The 26,802-nt window shown below is 40.2% G+C and carries 22 protein-coding genes; 8 read left to right on the top strand and 14 right to left on the bottom strand.

Translation table 11 applies throughout. The features are described from left to right. Window positions 1-62: 62 nt before the first annotated feature. Both DV702_RS13255 and pgeF read left to right on the top strand, forming a co-directional pair. On the top strand, window positions 63-1,190 hold the full coding sequence (locus tag DV702_RS13255; protein WP_114925182.1) for an amidohydrolase: 1,128 nt from the start codon (window positions 63-65) through the stop codon (window positions 1,188-1,190). Beyond that, window positions 1,187-1,951 (top strand): peptidoglycan editing factor PgeF, encoded by a 765-nt coding sequence (gene pgeF, locus DV702_RS13260; RefSeq protein ID WP_114925183.1) that lies wholly within the window; start codon window positions 1,187-1,189, stop codon window positions 1,949-1,951. Before DV702_RS13255 ends, pgeF begins: the two co-directional genes overlap by 4 nt. Window positions 1,952-2,115: 164 nt before the next feature. On the opposite strand, the gene DV702_RS13265 is transcribed toward pgeF, so the two are convergent. The 3 genes from DV702_RS13265 to DV702_RS13275 form a co-directional block, all read right to left on the bottom strand. Continuing rightward, window positions 2,116-3,435 (bottom strand): DUF4179 domain-containing protein, encoded by a 1,320-nt coding sequence (locus tag DV702_RS13265; protein WP_114925184.1) that lies wholly within the window; start codon window positions 3,433-3,435, stop codon window positions 2,116-2,118. After that, window positions 3,428-3,952, bottom strand: a complete 525-nt coding sequence (locus DV702_RS13270) for an RNA polymerase sigma factor (protein WP_114925185.1) — start codon at window positions 3,950-3,952, stop codon at window positions 3,428-3,430. The genes DV702_RS13265 and DV702_RS13270 overlap by 8 nt, the downstream gene beginning before the upstream one ends. 195 nt (window positions 3,953-4,147) lie before the next feature. Beyond that, window positions 4,148-4,495, bottom strand: coding sequence for a DUF378 domain-containing protein (locus DV702_RS13275; protein ID WP_240315622.1), 348 nt, complete (start codon window positions 4,493-4,495; stop codon window positions 4,148-4,150). Window positions 4,496-4,663: 168 nt separating this feature from the next. Here DV702_RS13275 and DV702_RS13280 point away from each other — a divergent pair, with 168 nt between their 5' ends. After that, window positions 4,664-5,581 (top strand): patatin-like phospholipase family protein, encoded by a 918-nt coding sequence (locus DV702_RS13280; RefSeq protein ID WP_114925186.1) that lies wholly within the window; start codon window positions 4,664-4,666, stop codon window positions 5,579-5,581. A 75-nt stretch (window positions 5,582-5,656) separates the two neighbouring features. Then, complete coding sequence (locus DV702_RS16885; protein WP_162805809.1) at window positions 5,657-5,812, top strand: hypothetical protein; 156 nt, start codon at window positions 5,657-5,659, stop codon at window positions 5,810-5,812. A 29-nt stretch (window positions 5,813-5,841) separates the two neighbouring features. Here DV702_RS16885 and DV702_RS13285 read toward each other — a convergent pair whose 3' ends face one another. Continuing rightward, a complete protein-coding gene (locus DV702_RS13285; RefSeq protein ID WP_114925187.1) occupies window positions 5,842-6,069 on the bottom strand; it encodes a group-specific protein in 228 nt (75 codons plus the stop codon). Between the two features lie 107 nt (window positions 6,070-6,176). Beyond that, on the bottom strand, window positions 6,177-7,205 hold the full coding sequence (gene splB / locus DV702_RS13290; protein ID WP_114925188.1) for a spore photoproduct lyase: 1,029 nt from the start codon (window positions 7,203-7,205) through the stop codon (window positions 6,177-6,179). A 180-nt stretch (window positions 7,206-7,385) separates the two neighbouring features. On the opposite strand from splB, the gene DV702_RS13295 reads away from it, so the two are divergent. Next, window positions 7,386-8,714 carry a TrkH family potassium uptake protein gene (locus DV702_RS13295; protein WP_114925189.1) on the top strand — a complete coding sequence of 443 codons (1,329 nt, stop codon included), beginning with the start codon at window positions 7,386-7,388 and terminating at the stop codon, window positions 8,712-8,714. Window positions 8,715-8,758: 44 nt separating this feature from the next. Here DV702_RS13295 and DV702_RS13300 read toward each other — a convergent pair whose 3' ends face one another. Further along, window positions 8,759-10,213, bottom strand: coding sequence for a protein adenylyltransferase SelO (locus DV702_RS13300; protein ID WP_114925190.1), 1,455 nt, complete (start codon window positions 10,211-10,213; stop codon window positions 8,759-8,761). Window positions 10,214-10,448: 235 nt separating this feature from the next. On the opposite strand from DV702_RS13300, the gene DV702_RS13305 reads away from it, so the two are divergent. Continuing rightward, window positions 10,449-12,185: a globin-coupled sensor protein gene (locus DV702_RS13305; RefSeq protein ID WP_240315623.1), complete on the top strand. Its 1,737-nt coding sequence runs from the start codon at window positions 10,449-10,451 to the stop codon at window positions 12,183-12,185. A 1,296-nt stretch (window positions 12,186-13,481) separates the two neighbouring features. Here DV702_RS13305 and DV702_RS13315 read toward each other — a convergent pair. Then, on the bottom strand, window positions 13,482-14,282 hold the full coding sequence (locus DV702_RS13315) for a YitT family protein (RefSeq protein ID WP_205407254.1): 801 nt from the start codon (window positions 14,280-14,282) through the stop codon (window positions 13,482-13,484). Window positions 14,283-14,491: 209 nt separating this feature from the next. Between DV702_RS13315 and DV702_RS13320 the strand changes: the two genes are divergently transcribed. Continuing rightward, entirely contained in the window at window positions 14,492-16,249 is a 1,758-nt protein-coding gene (locus DV702_RS13320) for a multicopper oxidase family protein (RefSeq protein WP_114925194.1), read from the top strand. A gap of 101 nt (window positions 16,250-16,350) precedes the next feature. Here the strand turns inward: DV702_RS13320 and DV702_RS13325 are convergent, their stop codons facing one another. Both DV702_RS13325 and DV702_RS13330 read right to left on the bottom strand, forming a co-directional pair. Beyond that, window positions 16,351-19,245, bottom strand: coding sequence for a DEAD/DEAH box helicase (locus DV702_RS13325; protein ID WP_114925195.1), 2,895 nt, complete (start codon window positions 19,243-19,245; stop codon window positions 16,351-16,353). A 15-nt stretch (window positions 19,246-19,260) separates the two neighbouring features. Continuing rightward, the gene (locus tag DV702_RS13330; RefSeq protein WP_114925196.1) at window positions 19,261-19,653 is read right to left on the bottom strand and encodes a (deoxy)nucleoside triphosphate pyrophosphohydrolase; all 393 of its coding nucleotides are present in this window, start codon (window positions 19,651-19,653) and stop codon (window positions 19,261-19,263) included. A gap of 169 nt (window positions 19,654-19,822) precedes the next feature. On the opposite strand from DV702_RS13330, the gene DV702_RS13335 reads away from it, so the two are divergent. Continuing rightward, entirely contained in the window at window positions 19,823-20,605 is a 783-nt protein-coding gene (locus DV702_RS13335) for a tryptophan-rich sensory protein (protein WP_114925197.1), read from the top strand. A 115-nt stretch (window positions 20,606-20,720) separates the two neighbouring features. On the opposite strand, the gene DV702_RS13340 is transcribed toward DV702_RS13335, so the two are convergent. From DV702_RS13340 to DV702_RS13360, 5 genes are read right to left on the bottom strand one after another with little or no spacing between them, the layout of a single operon-like run. Continuing rightward, window positions 20,721-21,203, bottom strand: a complete 483-nt coding sequence (locus DV702_RS13340; protein WP_114925198.1) for a glycosyl-4,4'-diaponeurosporenoate acyltransferase CrtO family protein — start codon at window positions 21,201-21,203, stop codon at window positions 20,721-20,723. 23 nt (window positions 21,204-21,226) lie between these two features. Next, the gene (locus DV702_RS13345) at window positions 21,227-22,339 is read right to left on the bottom strand and encodes a glycosyltransferase family 2 protein (RefSeq protein WP_114925199.1); all 1,113 of its coding nucleotides are present in this window, start codon (window positions 22,337-22,339) and stop codon (window positions 21,227-21,229) included. 20 nt (window positions 22,340-22,359) lie between these two features. Further along, window positions 22,360-23,871 carry a phytoene desaturase family protein gene (locus DV702_RS13350; RefSeq protein ID WP_114925200.1) on the bottom strand — a complete coding sequence of 504 codons (1,512 nt, stop codon included), beginning with the start codon at window positions 23,869-23,871 and terminating at the stop codon, window positions 22,360-22,362. A gap of 16 nt (window positions 23,872-23,887) precedes the next feature. After that, a complete protein-coding gene (locus DV702_RS13355; RefSeq protein ID WP_240315624.1) occupies window positions 23,888-24,799 on the bottom strand; it encodes a phytoene/squalene synthase family protein in 912 nt (303 codons plus the stop codon). Then, entirely contained in the window at window positions 24,765-26,285 is a 1,521-nt protein-coding gene (locus DV702_RS13360; protein WP_114925201.1) for a phytoene desaturase family protein, read from the bottom strand. The genes DV702_RS13355 and DV702_RS13360 overlap by 35 nt, the downstream gene beginning before the upstream one ends. Window positions 26,286-26,802: the final 517 nt, after the last annotated feature.

Genomic DNA, 26,802 nt, shown 5'->3' on the forward strand with positions numbered 1-26,802 from the left:
TTATTTTTTAGAAGTTCAAAATTCCTGCAGCAAGATTACGCTTAATATCGGAGGCATTACGAATGACCAATCCTATCGCATACATTAAAGATACTACTGAACAAATTCTTCAAACCTATTCAGAACTGCATGCTATTGCTGAACCTAGCCGACAAGAAAAAATGACTTCTACGTATTTACAGGACAAACTATCAGCAGCTGGTCTAAAAATTACTACTTATCCTAGTCATTATGGGTTTATTGCTGAAATTCCTGGCGAAGTAGAAGGGGTAATTGCGCTACGTGCCGATATGGATGCTCTAGTTCAAGAAGTTGATGGGGTGGTGAAAGCGAATCATTCATGCGGTCACGATGCTCACAGTACAATGGCTTTATATACAGCACTGGCACTAAGCAAAACTAGATCGCGCCACACTATGCGCTTTATTTTTCAACCTGCGGAAGAAGTAGCGGAAGGTGCGTTACAAATGATGGAGGAGGGCGTCTTGAAGAATGTACTGTTTTTAGGTGGTGTTCACGTAAGACCGCATATGGAAGTACCCTTCGGTAAAGCCGCGCCCGTTATTTTACACGGTTCTTCAGCTACTCTACTCGGTACGATTATCGGTACGCCCGCACACGCAGCACGACCTGAAGAAGGTAATAATCCATTAGAAGCAGCAAGCTTTCTTATTCAAGCGTTACGTCAAATCCGTTTGCCCGGTAATAAAAACTTTTCCATTAAGATTACGGAACTTCATGGTGGTGAAACAAGTAATTCCATTCCGGAAAGCGCACGTTTCACATTGGATGTTCGTGCAGAATCCAATGCTACGATGAAAACATTACTAGAAAAAACCCATCATGTTATAGAATCTACTGGAAGATTAACAAATACTATTATAACGTATGAAAAGGAAGGCTACTCCCCCGCTGCAACGGAAAGCAAAATAGCCGTCGCCCTTGCACAGCGAGCGATTGGCTCCATAGTAGGTGAAGAAAATGTCGATAGTCCTTGTGTCTCTCAAGGAGCAGAAGATTTTCATTTCTATACGTGGAAAACGCCTGAGATTCCCGCTACGATGATTGGTCTAGGTTGCGATTTGAAACCAGGACTTCATCATCCACAAATGACTTTCAATAAAGAAGCACTACTATACGGAACTCAAATTTTAACTCAATTATTGTTATATGCAGATCAAGAGTTATGAAGACTATCATCTATCAGGACAATGAACATATTTTGTCGGGGATGACTATGAAAGACTGCAAGGAGAAGGAGAGCTTTAATATGGCCCTTCACGCGTGTATTTCTCCTGAATATGTTATGAATAATCGTAAATTATTGGCAGGCTACTTGCAAAGCACACTTGAGGACTTCGTATTTGCTGATCAGACTCATAGCGCTAACTTTCATCGCGTCATTCAGACAGATCGTGGAAAAGGTGCGACAGATCAAAAGACCGCTATCCGAGACACCGATGCACTCTATACGTATGAGACAAACATCGTCTTATGTAGCATGACTGCCGATTGTGTACCGGTTATATTTTATACAGATGATCTAATTGGCGTCATTCATTCGGGGTGGCAAGGGACCGTAAAAGAAATCACTTCTACATTATTTATCCACTTACAGGAGGTTGAAAAATGTGATGTGCGAAAAATCCACGTACAAATTGGAGCGGCTCTTAGCCAGAAAAAGTTCGAAGTTGACGAAGATGTATATAAAAAATTTGCCGCACTCGGTTATGCAGACGACTTCATCACTTACAATGCAGCTACAAATAAATATCATATCGACAATCAACTAACAGTAAAGCGACAATGCGAGTTGGTTGGAATACCTGAAGCAAACATAACTGTCGACCGCACATGTACTTTCCAAAGTCCAGATGGTTTTTCTTATCGACAAGACCGACTGACAGGACGGCATGTCAGCTTCATCAAAAGAAAAGGATGCAAGCCATAGAAAATATCATTCCACTACATTTTAAAAGGAAATAGTCTAAAAGAGTCACAAAATAAAACCTAGCAGAGAAAAACGAATAGTTTCTCTCTGCTAGATTTATAGTAAAAACGTGTTGAATAGTTTCTTCTTTACCTTTTCGCTAAAGACATTCTAGTACATATACTTCATTCTAATTCAATTGTAATATCACCTTCCAAATAATTTGGATACGCATGCAGTTCCATTTCAATCGGATTGGCATGATTGATTGGGGAAAAGTTTACATCCCAATGTTTGCCTTCTTCATCTGTATACATGGACACGGAAGGAATGTCTACTTCATTTCCTTTTGCATCGATGCCAGCTCCTATAAATTGATAGGTGAATGTATTTTCTTTGGCGTCTGGCATAATAAACTCCGTATGGTAGGTAGTCGATTCAACGATTTGAATCTTTTTATCCGTAGGCTGATTCAACCATTGGCCTGTTTCAGTATTAATCTTTGCTATTACTTCTTCTTGCTTCACTGCTTGCACTTTATTAATTCGTAAATACAACTTTTCGGGTTGCTCGAAGTAATTACTTTGAAGATAAAAAGTTTCACCGCCGTCTTCTCCACTCATCGCTGTCGTTCCATTACGAATAGAGCTCCACACTTCTCCTTTTTCATCTTCTAATCGCATATCCTCGAAATTAAGGATTTTCATCGTATTTGAAGGATCGAGCGTAATTTTCACACTTGTACGCAATGGCGCCACCCTGATTTCTTCCACTTTAAATGTTTGTCCTTCAATTTCTACGTGCTCATTCAATGAGTACACTTTACTACTATTAGATTGTTTTGGCACAGTAAACGGTACCGAAAACTTCACTGTATTTCCTTTTACATTCGCCACGACTTGTAAGATGAATGATTGATCTTTCCATATGTGAGATTTTTTAAAATGATAGTCGATTCGATCACTATATTGATATTCTTCATTCTCATCCAACGGGGAGCCGTACGATATAGATCCTAAAGGCACCTCATCATTCATGTCTACATAAGCCTCTTTGATCAGTAAACCTTTTAGTGAGCTTTTCGAATCGATAGTGTAAAATACGTTGATCCCTGATTCGTCCATAATTACACCGTCAACTGTAAGGTGTAAATCACCGACTGTTTGTTTTTCGTTCACCTCTTGATAATAGTCATTTTTGAATACTGCATCTAACCCTTTATCCTTTGCGATGAGATCGACAAATTTCTCCAAGCCCGGGATGGAAGCGACCGTATTCGCAAAGGCCGGCGATACACGAATTGATGTGATAAGTGTGATAAATAATAAAGCGACCACCGCCACGCTACTAATGATTCGTTTATGCCTTCTATGAAGTTGCTGTTTCTCTTGTTTCGCTCGTTCTATCCCTTTTCGAATCGCTTCATCTGCTTCAGCTAAAGGAAGTGACTGCTCATCTACTCGTTGCTTTAACTGCTTTAATTGTTGTTCTTCTTTTTCAAACATAGTCACTTCCTCCTTTGTCGTTAAAATAGGCCCGAAGCGTTCTCAGCGTTTTGTGAAGACGTGATTTCACTGTGCCTTCCGGTATGTTTTCTGATTCAGCAATTTCTTTAATTTTTACTTCTTGAAAATACTTTAGATAAATCAATTGTTGTTCTTCAGCAGACAGTGTACTTAAAGCTTCTCTCATTTCTAAATAAGATCTATCTTCCAGACCCTCGCGTTCGATCCATGTGTCCTCTATCGTAAAACGCTTTCTATGCTTTAGCTGGTCTTGGCAGTAGTTCATCATAATTCTGATCAGCCACGTTTTAACGAAACGAGCTTCTTTGACTGATGTAATATTTTTATACGCTCGATACGTCACTTCCTGCAGTGCTTCTACAGCGTCTTCTTCATTTTGCAAAAAAGCCAAGGCTGTCCGCAGAAGTGATTCTTTATGCAATTGCATCATCTCTAAAAAGGCTTCATCATCCCCCGCAATTGCCTTTGTATGTATTTCATGTGATTTTAACTCCATCGGCCTATCACCTCGTCTTTCCGCAACTTATACATTAGACTGCGCAACAGCAAAAAAGTTCATTTATTTTAATTTATTTTTCAGCTAGAAAGACAATCGGCGAGGATTGTTATATTCATAAGAAAAAAGCCACCACGGAAAATCAGACGGTACTGATTTTCCGGATAGCCTCTATCTTATAAACCTTATCTGATTTTACAATTCATCATCGTCACTCAATTTCTTTGCTTCTTTGCGCTTTTTCTTAAAATCCAGTTCTTCCCCAAACTCGGTATTATAATTTACGTTTCGAATCCGGTCAAAGCGATCGTCGGGTTCGACCTCTCTCTCGACGTCTGTAACAATTTCTTCATTTGATTTAAACAAAAGGGCAATTGTCACCAATCCACTAATTCCTACAATCGCATAAACAATCTTCGCCAGGATGGTATTTTGTCCACCAAATATCGACGCGACTAAATCAAAGTTAAAAAATCCGATAAGTCCCCAATTGAGGGCGCCGATAATTACCAATGCTAGTGCGAACCGCATAAAACCACTCAACGCAAACACCTCCTTTACTAATTATCGAATCCCTTTATAGATTCTCTATTATAGTTCACCAAAAGAGACATTTCATGCATTTTTCTTATGCGATTCTTTCGAGTCAGTTCTATTTTAACTGGCTGGGCCTTAAATTAGAAGACCTCTCTAAAAGAAAGCAGGGATTGTATGCGAATTAATGGAGTTTTTTCAGGCGGTGGTTTAAAAGGGTTTGCATTAGTCGGCGCGGTTTCTGAGCTGGAAAAGCAAGGGTATCAATTTAAAAACGTTGCTGGAACGAGCGCAGGTGCCATTATCGCCAGTTTTTTAGCAGCTGGCTATACTGCTGACGAAATTGAAGTGATGTTAGCGGAAGAAGATTTTGAAACGTTGCTGGATCCACGAAGAACGCTATTACCCTTTCCATTCATGAAATGGGTCACTCTTTATTGGCGGATGGGGCTGTATAAAGGAAAAGCGCTGGAAGATTGGTTTTTTGACAAACTTGCACGGAAAGGCTGCTATGCGTTTGGCGATCTACCAAACGGTTCTTTAAAACTGGTCGCTTCCGATTTAACTAACGGAAAAATGATGGTGTTGCCTGATGATTTAGAGAACTATGGATATGATCCTAGTAAGTTTTCAATCGCGAAAGCATTGCGCATGAGTTGCGGTATTCCCTACTTTTTTGAACCTGTTCGATTAGACGCACCGAACGGAACAATAGTCGTAGATGGCGGTGTGCTCAGCAACTTTCCGATGTGGATTTTTGATGACTCCCCACAAACAAAAAAGTACCCGTTAATCGGACTTAAACTTAGTCGCAATCAACAAGAAGTGCCCGGCCGTTCTATTCATAATGCTCTTCAGTTATTTGAAGCATTATTTTCTACGATGAAAAATGCCCATGATGAAAAATACATTTCGCGCACACATGAAAAAGACATCATTTTTATCCCCGTAGAAAATTATAGTGCTACACAATTTGACATGGACGAACAACAAAAAGAAGAACTTTTGGCTATCGGACGTAGATGTACCAAGGATTTCCTGCTAACTTGGTCGCCATCCCGACCCAGCGCTACCCGTCGATTAAATGTAATATAAATGAAACATTCAAATCTTATACAGTTTAAATCATTGTCATGGCGGGTAAAATGACTAATAAGGAGGGTTGCGATTATGACCTATTTTACTGAAGATCTAATCTTCAATCGTGAACTTGAACTTCTAACCGACGAATATGACACTGCGCCCGCCGACATTAAGAATTTCATCTTGGAAGATATTCAGTTACTTGAATCAGCGATATCTCTTCTAGAAAATGATGTCCAGTAACTTGCTGTTATATAGTAAGTGAAACTCACTTATCCAAATAACTGATCCAATCTATGATTTCGCTCTTCGCGTTCTGTTTCCGAAGCTAAATCGTATTTTTTTAATAGATGAAATACTTCATTCAACGTCTCTTGGTCCAAAGGCTTGCTTAAAAATAGCTGACAACGCTTCTGTAGTTCACTTGGCATCCATGCTTGCTGTTGTGTTAACTTTTGTTTCACATCGTTTTGTGAATGATCAATTGAACATCTACTCATTACTATCGCCCCTTTTGTCCACTATACCATACTATTTTGCGCTTTTAAAATGAAGGCTTGTCGCTGATGTCGTTATAGCTACGAGTCTTTTTTGTTATCTGAAAAACTTATGTGAAATATTCTAGCTTCGCATGTGGGAAGAACTCTTCTATATAACTGTATAGTCTTTCTTTAATTTGATCTTCTTCATCTTTTGGATAAATATATTTGCCGATTCCATATTTACCCCATTTGTATCTGCGCTTCTCTTCATCCAATTCAAGTTTAGTTTTGGGATAGTTTTTTTCAATTACTCTTTTCGCCGGTTTTGTAAAACGATGCTGTATTAACTCAAATGTTAAGTCCTTCCTTGCGTCCTGTGGTAGCTCGGCATCGAGACGTTCGAACAATTTACGGTAGCCACTTTCCCACCCGTCATGTAAATAGATGGGTGCAACGACAAAGCCAAGAGGATATCCTGCCCTCGCCACTTTCCCTGCTGCCTCTATTCGTTTGTCCAGTGGAGAGGTGCCGGGTTCGAAGTTTTTAATGACGTACTCTGCATTCACACTAAACCGAAATCGCGTTTTACCATTATGCCGGGCATCTAGTAAATGATCGACAAAATGAAACTTCGTCACAAAGCGTAATCGTCCAAGCTTTGTTTGACCAATATGTTCAATCGTACGTTTCAACGAGTGTGTTGAGTGATCAATTCCTACGATGTCTGATGTACAAGCTGCTTCAAAACGCGTGATTTCAGGTGCACGCTGTTCGATATATTGATCTGCAGCTTGTAAAATTTCTTCTACATTTACATATGTCCGAATATACGGTTTACTCCCCATCGTCGTTTGTAAATAACAATAGTGACAATGCCCCATACACCCTGTCGCAAGTGGAATCGCATATTCTGCAGATGGCTTAGATGTATCAAACTTCAATGTTTTGCGTATACCGACTACTAACGTAGACTTCGCTATGCGATACTTTTGCGCATCATTGTCACCCGGTAGATTACGTACTTGATTATGCGAAGTTGTATAACGAATTTCAATATCCATTTTTTCAAATTTGCTTTTCAACTCTTGCCCTAGCGGATAATGCAGTGCATCCGGTTCAAAATAGACCAACTGTGGAACGAAAGGTTTATTCATAGTCATTTTATCTCCTATACGTAATGTATTTACGATAGTGTGGACCTTTCCTGCAATATTATGACGAGTGGTATACTACTTTATTTTATCGTTGTACGCTTATCCTATTGCATTTTTTAAGAAACCGTAAATAATTAATAAATAGCACCAACATTCGGAAGGCCTGGGAGATGAGTGAGCATGAACGTGAAAAAGCGCAGGAAAAAATCTATGTCTCCACCCGCTTTAATTGCATCCTCTTTTGTCATTACTATTTTAATCGGTACTTTGCTTTTAAAATTACCTTTTGCAACAAAAGTACCGATCACCTGGGTGCAAGCATTATTCACCGCCACTTCCGCCACTACGGTGACAGGGTTAAGTGTATTTGATATTTCTTCGACTCTGACAGTGTTCGGTGAAATCGTCTTACTGTTGCTCATTCAAATTGGCGGCGTCGGGTTAATGGCTTTCGCTGTGGCTATACTCATTATCCTCGGAAGAAAAGTAGGAATGAAAAACCGGATCTTTATTCAAGAGACATTTAGTTATCATTCCATAGGGGGGACTGTAAAGTTTTTACGCGAAATTTTACTTTTCGTTTTCACGACGGAAGGTATCGCATTTATTGCGTTGTCATTCGTTTGGGTACCGGAGTACGGTTGGAAAGACGGCTTATATTACAGCTTATTTCATGTAGTATCTGCTTTTAATAATGCCGGTTTCTCTTTATTTCCTGACAATCTGATAGCCTTCACCGATCAGCCTGCAGTCATTGTCATTTTGTCTGCGTTATTCATAATAGGTGGAATCGGATTTGTCGTAGTTATGGATACTCTTCAAAAAAGATCTATTCGCCAATGGACTCTTCATACAAAAGTAATGATTTACAGCACCATTACATTGAATGGAATCGCTATGCTGTTTTTATTGATCATGGAGTATCATAACGATAAGACTATTGGAAATCTAAGCTTTTTTGATAAATTGTGGACGTCTTACTTTCAATCGGTCACGCCAAGAACTGCCGGCTTCAATATGGTGCCCATGGAAGATATGGAGGAATCCTCTTTACTGCTCACCCTTTTACTAATGTTTATCGGAGGAGGCAGCGCATCAACAGCATCAGGGATTAAGTTAACAACTTTTATCGTCATCCTATTGACTACGCTGTCATATTTCAGAGGAATTCGCGAGCCGCATATTTTCAATCGGACGATTAAAACGGAAATCATTTTCCGTTCTATGGCTATTGCCGCTGTCAGTTCAGGGGTCATCTTCATCGCGCTATTTTTCTTAACTATAACGGAAAAGATCCCCTTCCTGCCTTTACTCTTCGAAACTGTCTCGGCATACGGAACTGTTGGGTTGTCATTAGGGATTACGAGTAATTTAAGCCCATTCGGTGAAGTTATCATTTGTATCGTCATGTTTTTAGGCCGCATTGGTCCTCTTACGTTATTCTTTTTACTAATCCGCACAAAAAAGGAATCCTATTATTACTCGTACGACCATGTGCATACAGGTTGAATATATAGTTAAACCCCAACCATGCATGGCTGGGGTTTATATTTTTATGTTCCGCAATACGTTTGATAGGAGGTGTTTTCACGTGGAGGATTCACATACTCCTCTTGTTCCTTTGTGTAAGCAAACGGGTTTTCAAGTGCATGAAGTAGTGTAGCGAATCGTGCGAGATCCCCTTTTTCCGCCATCGCCAATGCTTCTTCTACATAATAATTTCTAGGGATGATTGACGGATTATGCTGTTTCATTCGTTCTTTTACAGCTTTCTGATCATGAGGCTGTCTTTTTAGTCTGGCTATCCATTGCTCTTTCCATTCTATAAAGTCTGTTGTGCTGAAAAACTTTTCGGTCTGATCTACCGTCAATGACCGGAATGTATTCGTATAATCAGCCTCATGTTTTTTCATACAATCCAATAAATCGGTTATCAGCGTTTCATCTTCCTCTTCTTTAGTAAACAAACCAAGTTTTGCTCTCATTTCTTCCAGCCATTCCGTTACGTACAACCTAGCAAACTGCGATAATGCACCCTCAGCTAGTGTTACAGCTTCCTCTCGATCTTCATGCAATAACGGCAAAAGCGTCTCCGCGAATCGAGTGACATTCCATTCCGCAATACCCGGTTGGTTTCGATAAGAATATCTTCCTTGCACATCAATCGAACTAAAGACCGTCGCTGGATTATACGTGTCTATAAATGCACACGGTCCATAATCAATCGTTTCACCGCTAATGGTCATATTATCCGTGTTCATCACACCATGAATAAAGCCCACTGCTTGCCACTTTGCTATTAGTGAGGCTTGACGCGCAATGACTCCTTCCAGCAATGCTACATATGGGTGTTTTTCAGTGGCCGCGCTAGGCATATGACGATTAATCGTATAATCGGCAAGTTCACGCAGCTCTTCAATGTTCTCCCGAGCGGCCGCGTATTGAAAAGTACCGACACGCAAATGACTGGCAGCCACTCTGGTCAATACAGCGCCTGTCAATGCCGTTTCTCGCAAAACGGGCTCTCCCGTTACAGTAACCGCTAAACTGCGTGTTGTTGGAATGCCTAATCCGTGCATAGCTTCACTGATCATATACTCACGCAACATCGGACCGAGTGCTGCACGCCCATCGCCTCCACGGGAATACGGCGTCCTTCCTGAACCTTTCAACTGAATATCTACTCGCTTCCCTTGTGCAGTAATAAGTTCACCGAGAAGCATCGCCCGTCCATCTCCAAGCATCGTAAAATTTCCAAATTGATGTCCTGCATAAGCTTGTGCGATTGGCTCAACCCCTTTAAAACCTTCATTTCCCGCGAAAATAGAAATACATTTTGGTGTGTTCAATTGCTGCGGATCAATACCGAGTGAGTCAGCTAACTGATCATTGACCAAGACAAGCTGTGGTGAACTTACACTATTTGGTGAAACGGACGTATAAAAAGCTTGTGGCAACTGACAAAAACTACATTCTATATTCCAACTTAATGAATTATTGTTCTTCATATGTTCTCCCTTCTACATCATACGCTGTCTATTATGCCTAAATTTCTGACATTCCATGCGATAAAATAATTTGCATCTACTAAAAAAGCAAGAAATATTCTAAAATAATTTGTGGTTTTTTATCGACATTTAGAACTTTTTACTCAAAATCCACACTTAATTTTTAGTAATTGTATTGATTTGTGTGAGAATATATCTATAATGATTATAAACACTAGCTTAGGAGGCTTATATTATGTCTTCATTTCGCCCTAAAATGAATGTAGAGCAATTGCTCCAGCGAGGAACGGATTTACAAGCACCTCAACGCTTTCAAGAAACACTCCACTATAATCACTTCAAGAAAGTAGACGTTCAAAACCTCTGTGAATTATATAAAAAACTAGAGAATGTCACGCCTACCATATCAGAAATCTTTGAACAATATTTAACAGAGCTCTCACCTAGTCGCAAAAATCCTGTTCCTAAAAACCTAATAAGTGACTACTTAACAAACTTTTTCACCCATACACGTGATAAAGAGTATATGGAAAAAACACTGCAATTTTTCTTCACTTTACGCAATCATCAGTTTGAAGCAGGAAAAACAATTGTACTGTTTAATCAGTTTGCCTTTTATATTCAAACACACCTATTATATCACTTCGGATACCGTCCAACGAAAGCATTTGAATTGATGCGTTCGCTACAAGCTGCTGTCAATATCGACCAACAACTCTATGTTGAACTAATGACAGAGCAAACCGTTGAACATGTCGTAACTGAAATCTCCAGCCTCGTCGATGCAAATGCTAAAATTATGTTTATGAAAGATTTAATATTCAATCTTGATAGTCAGTCTGATGAAATCCAATCATCTACCGCAGCTACTGAACAAATTACTGCTTCGATTATGGAAGTTGCCAATACGTCTTCACGTATTTCAGAAAAGACGTCAGACTCTGTCAACTACGCTGTGAACAGTAAAAAAACGATTGAAACGACGTTAGATGATATTTTTCAAACGGAAGAGCAATTTCGCTCTATCGTAGAAACTTTCGCTTCTCTACAGCAACGTGTAGGAGATATAGAAAATGTTGTACAATTAATCAACGGCATTGCAGGACAAACAAATTTATTAGCTTTGAATGCTTCCATTGAAGCCGCACGTGCTGGTGAGCATGGTAAAGGTTTTGCTGTTGTGGCACAGGAAGTCCGAAAACTTGCGGAAAACACAGTAGCCGCACTATCAGAAGTGACAGAAAATGTTGACCACTTAAAAACCTATGCAAATAACGTATCTACTTCTATTGAAGATACAACGAAGATCATTACGCATGCGACTGCAGAAGCAAAAAATGCTTTACCTTTACTCACTGCAATTGTGTCAGCCATTGAAGAGATCAATTTGGATGTGAGTAATACAGCAGCCATTTCTGAACAACAAGCTGCATCGATCGACGAAGTATCTCAACGTATGATGGCTATTTCCCAAACTCAAGAAGACATTCGTCACTTTGGCGAGCGAACCTCTGCCTCTATTTATGATTTAAGTCAAGAAATCAATAACTTCCGGTTACGAGTGATCGAAGAGAATAATGTACATTTATCATCTAATGCACTACTTCAATTATCAAAGGCAGACCATATACTATGGAAATGGCGCATTTACAATATGATTCTCGGTTTAGAAACAGTGAAACCTTCCGATGTCGCTTCCCATCAAGAGTGTCGTTTAGGTAAATGGTATGACCAAGAACTTACAAAGCAAAGACTTGGTCATTTAGTTGCTTACAAAAATTTAGTAACTCCCCATGCCGCTGTGCACAAATATGCGCGTGAAGCTGCCACACACTTTGAACAAGGAAATATAGCAGCCGCTGAAGAAAGTCTTCATCAGTTAGAAAGAGCTTCCGCTGAAGTTATCGATTTACTAGACGTACTAATTTCTGAAAATGCGAAAGAAAACGTTACTCTGCAGTCCATCTCATAAATCAAGCCTATTGTGTAACTATATGATGCATCATCCAAACATTCATTTAAAAATGAGGTAGACGATAGGAATAAGTGAGCGAATTCAGGTGGTCAGAATACAGCGGTTCGTGCGATTGAATGGAGTGACGCTGACTTGAAGAGTCATGCGGCTTACGCTTCCAGACGATACGCTTTCCGGAGGGGGCGCGGTGGACCTCGCAAAAGTGCGCTGCGAGTTACACCTGTCGCCCTGATCCTCCCGGAGTCGATCGTCTTCCAGCTTCAGCCGTACTTAGTGTAGGCAAGACAGTTTGATCACTCTTTGTATGTGGTGAAGACTACGTGGGCTTGTCTGCTACTTCATGTTCGTTTATTAGATGGAGCAAGGCTAACTTGAAGAGTCTTACGGCTTGCGCTTCCAGACGATACGCTTTCCGGAGGGGGCGCGGTGGACCTCGCAAAAGTGCACTGCGAGTTACACCTGTCGCCCTGATCCTCCCGGAGTCGATCGTCCTCCAGCTTCAGCCGTACTTTGTGTAGGCAAGACAGTTTGATCACTCTTTGTAGAGGGCTAAAACCAAGTAGACTTGTCTGATACCATGCGACCGCTTTTGGAGTTAGATAGTGGTGAAGTATTATCAGCTACTATGACTGCTTCGATGAACTGAGTGAAAAAAGAAGTGACCCTATATGCATTCAATCAGGCAATCTAAAGCTTCACCCACATTGTCGAGGAAGCGTAACTTACCATACTTTATTTCTGGACGAACACAAACTGACTTCCCGACACAACCTCAAGGATTCTCCCGGAAGAACCGGCGACTCCTGGAGGATCAGGAAGAGCCGTTGCGAAGGACGGCTTTTGCGAGTGAAGCGCAGCGAGAAGGAGCACATCTTTGCACTTGACAGGCGTAATCGCCAAAGAACTTCTGGCGAGTCCGCCGCGTGCCCTCAGGAAAGCGTCCGGTTCTGTAGGGAGAATCCTAGCACGCATACTATTTTGCTGCACCACAAAAGAAGCGTAACTTACCCTACCCCAACTTCTGGACGAACATCAACTGACTTCCCTACAAAAACTCAAGGATTCTCCCGGAAGAACCGGCGACTCCTGGAGGATCAGGACGACAGGCGTAATCGCCAAAGAACTTCTGGCGAGTCCGCCGCGTCCCCTCAGGAAAGCGTCCGGTTCTGTAGGGAGAATCCTCACACGTACAATACTTTTCTGCACTGCATAAGAAGAGTCACTTACCCTACCCCAACTTCTGGACGAACATCAACTGACTTCCCTACAAAAACTCAAGGATTCTCCCTGTTTTCACTTTGCAAGTGAAAATCCCTTTCCTAAAATCTCCGATGCATTTAAAAATACAACAAACGAGTGCGGCTCTTCTTCCTGCAATACTTTCTTCAAATAAATCGCTTCTGGTTGTTCCACCACACATAAAATCATCGTCTTCTCTTGATTAGAAAAACCGCCTACTGAACGGATTTTTGTTAACCCCCTATCGATCTCCTCTTTAATAATCGTTTGAATTCGTTCTTCTTGCTCTGTGATGATCAAGACGAGTTTCGATGGAGAAGACTGTAATTGCACAAAGTCGATTACTTTACTCGTTACGAAAATAGCCATCATCGCAAACAGCGCCAACTCCAGATTGAAGACAACCGCAGAAACGATGACCACAGCCCCGTCTACAAGCAACTGGGCATAGCCGCTCGATAAGCCCGAATACTTCTTAACGATTTGCGCAACAGTTGCCAGCCCTCCCGTAGAGCCATTTCCTCGATACACAATACCAAGTCCTACCCCCAACAAGATTCCTCCATAAATTGCAGATAACAATGGATTATCTATCGTAAATGGGATATCAGCACTTAGCCAAATAGTAAACGGTACAAAAAATGTACCTACTAATGTTTTTAAACTAAAATCCTTTCCTAGCAAAGCAAGGCCTAGGAAGAATATAGGTATATTAATACACCATTGAACAAATGCTGGTTCAAATTGATACAGCTCATATAAAATTGTACTGATACCTGATACACCACCTGCCGCAAGTCTAGCAGGCAAGAAAAATATATTAAATGCTAAGCCGACAAATATCGAGCCAATCATAATCCAACCATATTCTATAAGCAACTTTCTCTTCGTTGTTTGGACTTTCACGTAAGATTCCTTCCTTTCTTGGCAGAAGCGCCTTTGTCATTTTACATGATTTTTCTACAATTAACACTCACAGATAAACTACAACTGATTTTCACATACATGCCTATTCATGCATCTACTAGTCTATACAGAAATTCAAGAGGAAAGGATGAATGTGTATGGAATTAACACCTTTCATAGATCCACTGCCTATCCCTCAATATTGTACGCCGAAAGAACGGCATAGGTGCTTTACGTATTATGAGATTGGAATGAAAGAATTTTATCATTCGTTTCATAGAGATTTACAACCAACGAAAATTTGGGGGTATGATGGACAATTTCCTGGACCAATCGTAAACGTCAACCGGGGAGAATGTGCCCATGTGAAATGGATGAATCAACTTCCCGACAAGCATTTATTGCCTATCGACCGCACGTTGCATAGTTCAGGGGAACATATGCCGGACGTTCGCACAGTCGTTCATTTGCACGGTGCAGAAGTAGAGTCTGTAAGCGACGGCTATCCCGACGCATGGTTTACGAATGATTTTAAATATGTAGGACCGGTATTTGAAACGCCAGTCTACAAATACAATAACAACCAACGTGCAGCCACTCTTTGGTATCATGACCACGCGATTGGGATTACACGTTTAAACGTCTATGCAGGACTTGTTGGTATGTATATCATTCGGGATGAAGAAGAAAAGAAGTTACGATTACCTTCTGGACGTTATGAAATTCCATTAATCATTGCGGATCGTGGCTTTAGAGAGGATGGATCGCTTTTTTATCCAGATTCCCCAAACTTCACGCCAGGCGTTCCGGAGCCGGGACTCACACTGCCAAATCCATCAGTCACTCCAGGTGAAGCATTTGAAAATATAACAGTGAACGGAAAAATTTGGCCGTTTTTAGAAGTGGAACGTAGAAAGTATCGTTTCCGTATATTAAATGCGTCCAATGAACGTTTTTATAGGATGAAACTATCCAATGGTCAGAAAATCATCCAAATCGGATCTGACGGCGGGCTTTTAGAAAAACCAGTTTATATGTCGGAGTTATTAATTGCCCCTTCAGAGCGAATGGACGTAATTATAGACTTCTCTAAATTTTCACCTGATACCGAAATTATTCTTACTAATTCAGCAGCCGTCCCCTTTGATTTTCCGCCACCTATTGGAACCCCTCCAAATCCAGCAACAGATGGTCTCATCATGAAGTTTAAAGTGATTGACTCCACTACTTCGGACATAAGCAGAGTGCCGGCTATCCTCAGTGAAATTCCGAAACTGAAAGAGTGTGACGCCGAAAGAATACGGGATATTACACTCGACGCGGATATTGATGAGTTCGGGCGTTTTAAATTTTTATTGAATAATAAAGGATTCATGGAACGCATCTCTATCAAACCAATACTCGGTGATACGGAAATTTGGCGTTTTATCAATGTTGCTGGAGCTACTCATCCTATGCATATTCACTTAATTCAATTTCAAATTCTTGACCGTATTCCTTTTGACACGGAAGGTTTCTTGGCGAATGGATTGCTACAATTTACAGGTCCTGCTGAACTGCCAGCTAAAAATGAACGAGGATGGAAAGATACCGTGCAATCACCGCCTGGCTACGTCACTCGCGTCATTATGCGCTTCGGCCCCTTCACTGGTCGCTATGTATACCATTGTCACATCTTAGAGCATGAAGATTATGACATGATGCGGCCATTTGAAGTCGTGGAGCGCAAGTGTAAATCCATTGTTACGTGTTGTTGTAAACGAACAGTATTCTGTGGTGATCGATGCGACTGCAAAAAGGATAGTAGTGGGGAATGTGATGACCGTTCACCTTGCATACCGCCGAAAGAGGAAGAGGGGATAGACTGTTTACAATGTAAAGATTGTGCGGAGATATATCGTTGCGAGTGTGAGTGAATGGAAACATGCGCCAGAAGGAACTACCTATAAATAAACAGCTAAAACGCATGCAGGATATTTGTATCCTGCATGCGTTTCCAATTTTTTGTTTTAAATATTTAGGCTTCAATTAAATAGTCATATAATTTACTTTCAACCGCATGCTCCATTACTATATTCATATGAACTACAGGCAAGTATTTTCCTTTGCTATCCAGCATGCGATCTTCGACCACACTCTGTTGATCTGGAATTCCTGTTCCCAAGTAATAGAAATCTGTGCCTTCACCTATATCTTTTTTTACGAACAGATGGATATCTATATTCTCTTGTTCAGCTCGGATGATTTTTTGTACCTCTTTGGATTGAAGCGTCCTATTTCTTTTTGTATACCATTTGAATAGTTCGGGACTAATAAATTCATCGCCATAATCTATACTAGTTTTTTCATTCATTTGCTTATGATAGTTTACGAAGATAGGACAAGTTGCGTGTTTTGTTTTATAGCCATACATTGTCGAGCTCTCATCTGATTGCCAGTTTAATAATCTACATACGTCTTTACGGGAATACTTTGCGTGTAATGTTAATGGTTGTGCACAATTATAGTCCTTGGTCTTTTCTTTGGCACAAAGTAAAATATCTTTTAGTAAAAAAGCAGCGAATGAATTGTTCTGAAGACTTTGCTGAATCGACGCATTACATGTAAATACTTGATTTTCATCCAGTGTAATAATTGCCCTGTCGCCATATTTCTTACGAGCATTTTGTGTATAAAATGACAAATCAAAAATACGTCTTACAGAGGCAATCGTATGTACATCCACATGACAGCCCTGTAACTGAAGTTCGTGTAAAAATTCATCCATATGCACATGACCTTTCGTTACTACTAGCTCTGCCAATATGATTTCATGTCTGCGTTTGCCATTCATCAGTTCTAACGAAAACATTGTTAGTACTTGGCTTTCATATGGAGTAATCATGGACGTTTCTTCTTTCATCCTTAGTAGAAAATTAAAATAGTTATTGTGCTTTTCTACAATGACGATCGGGTCAATGGAATGTTGTTCTATGAAGTCGTATAAATAAGGAACCCTACCGATTTTATTTTTTAAATGCTGATATGCCTCACGCAGTACTTTCAATGACGTAAGATTACTATTGCTAATCGAGCTGAAGATCCGCTTTTGTGCTACCTCTTCAAAATTAATCGTGGAGACTCCTTTAATGTAACTAGTATCTTTCGTATACCTGCGCACATTGTCTTTGTTCATCGATTGATCACCCGATAACGCTATTGGAATCAAGTAGTTATTCGTATAGTTTCCGATAAAGTCTATTACTGTGACGAATGACTTTCCTTCATGCTTCCGTAATCCTCGCCCTAATTGTTGAATAAAGATAATGCTCGATTGTGTCTGTCGCAACATGACGACTTGATTAATACTAGGAATGTCGATCCCTTCATTGAAAATATCAACCGTCAAAATATAGTCTAACTCTCCATCTTCGAGTTGTTTCACGCGTCTCATACGTTCCTCGTTTGTATCGTTACCCGTTAGAGCAACGGTCTTATAGCCCCGTAGATTAAGCTCTTTCGATAACTCCCGCGCCTCTTCTTTACGGCTACAAAACATTAATCCTTTTACTTGATTTCCAACGTGGCCATAGTAAGTGATTTTCTCCATAATATGGTCAACACGTTCAGGCGTTACTAATTTAGCCAGTACTGTATGGTCATCTATCCATTCGCCATTCATTTCGAAATCGGTCACACCGAAATAATGAAACGGACAAAGCATGTCTTCTTCCAGAGCTTCCTGTAAACGAATTTCATAAGCAATATTATAATCAAACAACTCATAAATATTAAAGTCGTCCGTCCGTTCAGGTGTAGCAGTCATGCCAAGTAAAAACTTCGGCTGAAAATGGTTGATTACACGTAAATAACTTGCTGCACCAGCTTTATGTACTTCGTCAATTAAAATATAGTCAAATGCAGAAGGGTCAAAATTCACAAGATTTTCTGGCCTTGATAACGTTTGAATACTAGCAAAAACATACTTTTTATCCGATTGTCTACTTGCCCCGACATATAACCCGAAGTCCTCTTCTATTCCACCTAACACTCGCTTAAAATCTTCTTTAGCTTTCTTTAAGATTTGTTCACGGTGTACAATAAACAGCATTCGGTCAGGAGCAAATCTTCGTACATCAAATGCAGATAGATACGTTTTACCTGTGCCTGTTGCAGATATGATCAATCCCTTATCATAGCCTTTTAATCGGACATTTTCTATTTTGGATAGAGCTGCCTGTTGCATATTATTGGGCTTAACTTCTAATGCTTGTTCAATAGCGTTCGTCTGATACACTGAAGGATGTTCAAGGACACCACTGGCTGCTGTACGCTCCGCACTCGCTTGGTAAACTTTTTCGTATTGGTCGATCCAACGTTCCGTCAGTCTATTCGCGTCATCCCACACTTCTTCAAACTGATCTTTAAAATGGTAAACGATTTCACCGTTACGATGAGAAGTTAGCTTAACATTCCATTCATAATTCACCTGTAAGGCATGTGCCGTTAAATTTGAACTGCCAACAATAAGTGAATACTGTTCAGCTTGCTGAAATATATACCCTTTCGAATGAAACCCTTCCTTTTCTGTCAGACGCACTTCAATATTCGGTATTTTCAGCAACTCACGAAATACTTTTGGTTGATTAAAATATAAATATGTAGATGTAATAATTCTCCCTTTTACACCTCGTAAATGTAAATCATAAAATAATGATTTTAATGTAGCCAGACCGCTTTCCGTTATAAAAGCAACAGAGAATAAAAAATGTTCACAATGCCGTAACTCGTCTTGAATAGAGGACAGCACAGATTTATTTTCTACTGTACTATTCACTAACAACTCAGGTTGGAACCTCCCGCTGACTGTCCCCGTTTTATCAACAAACCCCTTACGCAGTGAAGCCTCCAATTGTCGAATAAAATCTCCCATATGTATTCCCCCTTTTTAGCGTTTAGCCAATTTTTCGATTGCCGGAATATCAGCAGGTGCCCAGTCCAAATCCCACAGCTTCTCTCTAGCAATCCAACGCAGTTCCGCATGTTCCATAGCAGTAGGGGTGCCTTCGATAATTCTCGCCATATATGTCTCTAACCGAACGATTACATTTTCATACTCGTATGTAGTATCTTCTACTGCACTTCCTACTTGAATACTACATTTCAACTCTTCTTGAATTTCACGTTGCAAAGCTTCTTTCGGTGTTTCCCCTTGTTCAATTTTCCCGCCTGGAAACTCCCAGTAGTCAGGCAGTGTCATTGCCGGACTGCGAAGAGCGGAAAGAATTTCACCTTGATCATTTTCAATCACCGCTCCGACTACATGCACACTTTTCTTCATCCATCATTTCCTCCTGTACAATCACTCATTTCCGATTCATTATACCATTCACTGGGAATAAAGCAGCATTGAGTCATCGCTTTGAATACTGTACTGACGTTTCAACACGCGTTAAAACAGGAATACTAGACTATAAACACTATCGAACTTAAGCAAAAGAGGTGACACGATGAATCGACAAAGTAATTCCATTTTTTTAAACGTATGGATGATCAGTACATATCTACTTATGATTACCGTCAACGCACTCGCCAATATTTTACCGATCAATGGGCAAAACACAGGTGAAATCTCTGATAAATACAGAAATCTCTTCGCTCCCGCGGGCTTTACATTTTCTATTTGGGGCGTGATCTACTTATTATTAGCATTTCATATTGTGTACCAATTAGGACTTTTTCGTAGAAATTCTTCTCACCAACTTTTGCGCCAAGTTGCTGTCTACTTCACAGTTTCATCTGTATTAAATGCATTATGGATTTTCTGTTGGCATTACGATAAGTTGTATTTATCCGTACTTATTATGATAGGAATGCTACTGACGTTACTGAAAATCAATAATATTACTACAGCAACATCACTATCTTGGAAAGAAAAAATTTTTATTAGACTACCGTTTAGTGTATATTTTGGCTGGATCACTATTGCGACAATCGCTAATATTACAGCACTTCTCGTATCTATAGATTGGAATGGGTTTGGTATATCTGAAGTGACGTGGACTATTATTATTTTGTTCACCGGAGCTATCATCGGGATCATGACCATTTTACATCAGCAAGGGTTCTCATATGGTCTAGTACTTTTGTGGGCGTATTACGGCATTTATTCTAAGCACATTGCAGAAAGTGGTTTTGATCGACAATACCCTACCATTATCAATTCAATACTTGTCTGTATCGTACTAATTGCTGTTGTGATGACATTTACAGCAATCTGGAAAAGACGATAAAAAAAGCGCAAAGGAGAAGGGATGGTTCCCCTCTATCCTTTGCGTCAAATTGTTTTGCCAGATTAGCACATGTTATCATGCAGTACCCAATCCCTACTTATACTACTACAAAATCTTATCGTGATGTTTTTAACAGCCTTTCCAATCGAGGCCGATTAAATCGTTGCACCACGATCAATGGCACATTGAACAGTATAGCATACACTACATTCAACCAAGCGGCCCAAATTGGATTCCACAAGAAGAATAAAATACTCGGAAATATGGTCAGCCAGTGTACCCATTCTGCCCTTCTGGACTCCAACAAAAAGTCATATAAAGACATAGAATCCGCTCCATGCAGCTTACTTTTATTGTAGCCATTTGAAATGAACAATGTACCATCCGGTATATATCCCTTCCACCTCTTCACGCGAAATAATTGTTGCCAAATCCGTCCTTCCTTTTCCCAAGAAAAACTTCTAAACCAACGTTTATTTCGCACAAACCAATCGATAGGAATTCGCTGCGCCGCGAACGATATGGACAAATGAAGTACCATCCAAGCCATTGCATCCACAATTATTAGCCAAAACAAAGGCAAATCGATCAGCGGCATCCCATCACCCCCTTTATTGGTGTTCAGACGTTGATATTGCGGCCTTTCCATTGAACGCTCCCACGACGTTTCGATAAATATAACGAGTACATAAAAATTATGACAAAGACGAATAGCAGTAAAGGATACAGCGGGAATATCCACCAAATGAAATGTCCCACACGACGCGAAGCAATGGCTAGTTCGATAGCAAATAATATATATACAGTTAAAAATATACTAAGAAACGTCATTTGGCCGCTCCATGCAGATACGATCAGTAAGATAGGTGTAATGGATGCGCCCGCCATCCATAAATAGATAAGCAACATCACAAATGAATGTGTCGCAGCAGAGCCGCTTGCCATACTTTTTGAATAGCCCTGAATCATATCCGACAATCCTCCTGGATACATTCGCAACCAGGCAATGCCTTTCCCGCCATAGCAGCGGACAGGGAATCCCCGATCTTGAAATGCTTTGCCTAGTGCTAAATCATCCATTACTGCGCCTCGTACGATGGCATGACCACCTACTTCTTGATATTGCTGTTTATTACATAATAGACAAGGACCAAATGAACCCCCAGCTTTCAAGCGGTCGCCTATTACCGTAAAGACGTTCATTCCCGCCATCACGATTAAAGGGAATAAAAACGCCAATTGCTCATACCACTTTTCTGCGTGGTGAATGGGTTGTAATGACAAAATCCCTCGACTTCCCATAGACTCATAGGACGCTACATAGGTCGCCAGGCTATGAGAATGTGTGAAGACCGTATCCGCATCCATAAACAACAGCAAGTTATGCGTTGCCGTCTGTGCTCCTGTCCAGCAGGCAGCCGACTTGCCAATCCATCCCTCTTCTAATAAGTCATTAGATAAAACGGTGGCACCAAATGATTGTGCCACCGCTTTTGTACGATCTGTCGAGCCGTCATCCACTACTAGTACTTCATAGATGACATTTTGTTGTCGAGCTATAGACTCTAGTAAAGGGCGGATTCGATACTCTTCATTTCTAGCAGGTATGATGATTGTGACTGAAGAAGTAGCTTTTCCCGTCTTTTCTACAATCGGCACGTTCCAAAAACCGAGCACACCACAAATTAGAGCGAGGATTGCTATAACAACTCCGAAAAGTAATATGATCTCCATAGCCTACCCTCTCCTATTCGTTACGGACGACGCGAGTTCTTTTTCATATCTCGCGTAAGAATCTTATCGCATACTTGCTGTCCGCTTAATGTAACCATCGGCATGCCCCCACCTGGATTCACCGTACCGCCAACAAAATAAAGATTCGTAAAACGCTCACTTTGTTTTTTATTTTTAAATCCTTTGTTTTTCTTTTTATCGGAAACCGTTCCATAAATGGCGCCTCGATGTGAACCATAGGTGCGTTCAATATCATGCGGTGTCCAGACGTCTCTCGTGATAATATTTTCGCGTAGACCATCTAAACCCATTCGCTCTAATTTTAGAAGAACATTCTCTTCCAACTTTGCATAATCTGCCGGAGTGAATGGATTGTCTTGAATATATGGAATATGAGGAAGGATTTTTAAGTTCTCATGTCCAGGCACTGTTTGTGATGGATCTGTTTTATTCGTATTCACTAGATAGATGGTGGGGTCGTCTGGCAATTGCTTCTTCACAAATACTTTATCCATCTGTTTCTTTAAATTTTTAGAGAAAAAGAAATTATGGTGATTCAGTTGCGGGTAGCTTTTTTTCACTCCTAAGTGGAGAACTAGGCCTGAACTTGAAGGTTCAAACTTACGCTCCAGCGCTTTTGTAAATGAAGGTTTACAATCCACCATTTTTTGATAAAACGGGATTACTTCCATATTGGAAATATAATAGTCTGCTTCTACTACACGCCCGTCCGCTAACTCTGCCCCTGTAATTTGATCTCCCGTCGTACGCATTTTCCGCACACCTATGCCTGTGTATAACTCAACACCTACTTCTTCCGCAAGCTGGACGAGACCTTCCGCTAATCGATGCATGCCACCTGGTACATACCAGCATCCTTGTTCATATTGCATATAGATCATCATATTTAAAATAGCTGGCGCATCATAAGGGGAAGATCCAACATACTTAATAAAGTAAGATAGCATATCACGTAAATGCGGATTACGTACACGGCTGTCGATAGCACCATGCATAGTAGAAAACAAATCAAACCCTTTTATAGATTTCAACACCCCATGTTCTTTGATCACTTCACTCGTTGAATCCAGTCCCTTTTTAAAGTAACCCGCTTCCGTCATATCATATAGACCTTTAGCATAGCGTAAAAACTTTTTATAGTCATTCATATCACGGCGCGATAAATGTTTGTTCTCTCTTTCCATTTTTCGGAGATCACCATATAAATCGAGTACTTTACCATCTGGAAAAAATGATCGCCACTCTCTTTCTAACCGGACAATAGGCACGTAATCTACCATTCGCTTCCCGCTGTCAGCAAACAGTTTTTCGAAAATATGGGGCATCGTCAAAATAGAAGGACCTAAGTCGAAACCAAAGCCATCTTGCTCTAAACGATTTAACTTTCCGCCTAGATGGTCATTTTGTTCGTATAGCACTACTGAGTAATCACGTTGCGCCAATGAAATTGCTGCGGATAATCCCCCCAGACCACCGCCCACCACAAGTACTCGTTTCTGGTTATCCAACATACAGGCACTCTCCTTCTTACATGCTCGCCCGGGCTACTAGTTTAGCCATTTCGACAGCCGATACATAATTTTTTTGATTGAAACAATCATATCCGCTCTTGCGCACACTATTTAAAATTCCTTGATAAATATATGCTGACGATAGAACCGGAAATCGGCTGTCTTTATCAAATTCATCAATATGCTGAGTAAAGTTGTCATATAAGTACTCTGCTCTCGTTGCGAGATATTCCCATAGATTGATAAAGCCTTGCGTGATACTGCCTTCTGATAATAGAACTTCATGGTAGCTATAACGCTTCATTTCTTCAAGTGGTAAGTAAATTCGCCCTTTATCGCGGTAATCTTCTCCTACATCTCGTAATATGTTCGTCAGCTGCATTGCGATTCCTAAATTCTCCGCTACGTGATGTAAATTCTTTTGAGATTCACTAGCAATAATCGGCAACAACATTTTCCCGACAGAACCTGCTACATATTTACTGTACACTTCTAAAGAACTCAGATTAGCCGGCATCATAAAGTGAATGTCCATCCGTTGACCCGTCAATTGCTCATAAAATGGTTGGATATCCATATCAAAACGATTGAAAACATCACGTAATGCACGCCAGAGCGGATGATTAATCTCTTCACCTTTTGAGAAGAGGTACAGTTCATTTGCGAGCTGATCCAATGCTGTCAGCTGTTCATCAATTTTTTTATTTTCATCTACACAATCATCTGCTATCCGGCAAAACGCATAAATCGCGTAGACAGCACGTGCTTTTTCTTTAGGCAAACCGGAAAATGCATAGTAAAAACTTTTGGAATGATGTTTGATGATTTTCTCACAATATGCATAATCAAAAGTAATAGTTGACGGTTGGTTAATTAGCATATAAATTCTCCCCTCATGTTGCTTGGAATAGTATTCCTCTGTCATCATGAATTAGCTCTTCTGTCGCAATACGTGCTGAGAGAAGAACAATTGGTACACCTGCGCCGGGATGTGTGCTGCTTCCTGTGAAATAAAGATTTTCACAATGAGTTGCTTTACTTTGCGGACGTAGATGATTACTCTGACTGAGAGTTGGTTGTAGACCGAAACACGCACCATTTTGTGCATGAAAACGCTCTTCGAAATCTTTAGGCGTCATAAATGTCTCAGAAACAATTTCATTTTCCACATTTTCAAAGCCTTTCACTTTCTTCAATGCTTCTAATACATACCCCCGATAATGCTGGATTGTCTCTTCATCCCAGTCATACTGCGAACAAGAACGATCGGAAACCGGCACTAGAATATACAATCCATCTTTCCCTTCAGGCGCTAACGACGGATCTAACTTAGAACCAATATAGACATAGAATGAAGCATTATTAAGTTTCTTTCCTGTAAATATATCATCTAAATTTTCTTTTAACTTTTCATTGAAAATAAAATTATGGGCGGTCTTTACTTCTTCATATTTTTTGTCCATTCCCAAATACATGAGGAAACATGAGCACGAATATTTCATATTATCTATTTTCTTATCCGTGTATTTACCTTTTGCTTTTTCTACTTTCACTAGGTTTTTCATAGCGTAAGGGAAATCAGCATTACACATCACATAATCCGATTCGATAAATTCTCCGTTAATGCGAATCCCTTTTGCTTGTCTATTTTCAATGACAATTTCTTCAACAGATGTATTGTAATGGACTTTCCCTCCCAGCTCGATAAATAAACGTTCAAGAGACTGAGCCATTGTATACATGCCGCCTTTGATAAACCATACACCGTATAAAAACTCAATCATAGGAATCATCGTATAAAGTGAAGGCCCGCTATATGGAGAAACTCCGATGTATAACGTTTGAAAACTGATCATCTGTTTCAAGCGTTCGTCTTTAATATATTTACTGACAAAGCTATCTGCATTATCAAATGTTTTAAGTTTTAAGCCTTGGCGAAGTACGGATAGATTGTAGAAGTCAGATGGTTTACGAAATGGCTTTTGTAAGAAATGTTCTTTTGCAATTAAAAAACGTTTATATATTTCCTGTAAGTAATCCAGTAGGCCACTAGCATCCTCATCACTTACACTCTCAAACACTTCCATTAGTTTTGTTAGTTCAGAGGATATTTCATAATGGTCTTGCGGTTTGTCACCAAAATACACACTATACATCGGATCCAGTCGTTCCATAGGAATATAATCATCGGGATCTTTCCCACATAAGTAAAAGATTTCTTTATATAAATCGGGCATCATAACAATCGTAGGACCTAGATCAAATTGATAGCCATCTTTTTGAATACGGTGCATTTTACCGCCTGGCAGTGATTCTTTCTCGTATAATTCCACTTGATACCCTGCGTGTTGCAGTCGAATTGCGCTTGCTAAACCAGCTACTCCTGCACCTATGACACTTACCTTTTTCTTCATTTTCATACAACTCCTTCACTTCTATTAGAAACAAACATTAGACAAGATGATATATAATATAAGATAATTGCGTATTTCATAATAAAACCTTATACAATGGTTATACACTATTCTAGATATATACACAAGCAATTGAGCGATAGATATATAATTTTTTATTAGAATAAGTTAGCGTATCGTTTAGGATTCTCCCGAGAGAAACTAGACGCTTTCCTGAGGGGGCGCGGCGGACTCTCCAGAAGTGTGGTTGAAGCTGTAGATTACCCGACTGAATGTATATAGAATCATTTCTTTTTCTACTTAGTTCATCGAAACAATCAAAGTAGCTAAAAACACTTCGTTCAGCTTGGAGCTTGCAGACGATTGACTATGGGAGGCTCAGGAAAAGCCGTAGCGGAGAACGGCTTTTGCGAGTGAAGTGCAGCGAGAAGGAGCACATCTTTGCATTGACAGGCGTAACCCGCAAGACACTTCAAGTCAGCGTCACTCCATCCGTTTACCATAGTCACTGTATTCC

The sequence above is a fragment of the Sporosarcina sp. PTS2304 genome, from assembly GCF_003351785.1.
GTDB lineage: Bacteria > Bacillota > Bacilli > Bacillales_A > Planococcaceae > Sporosarcina.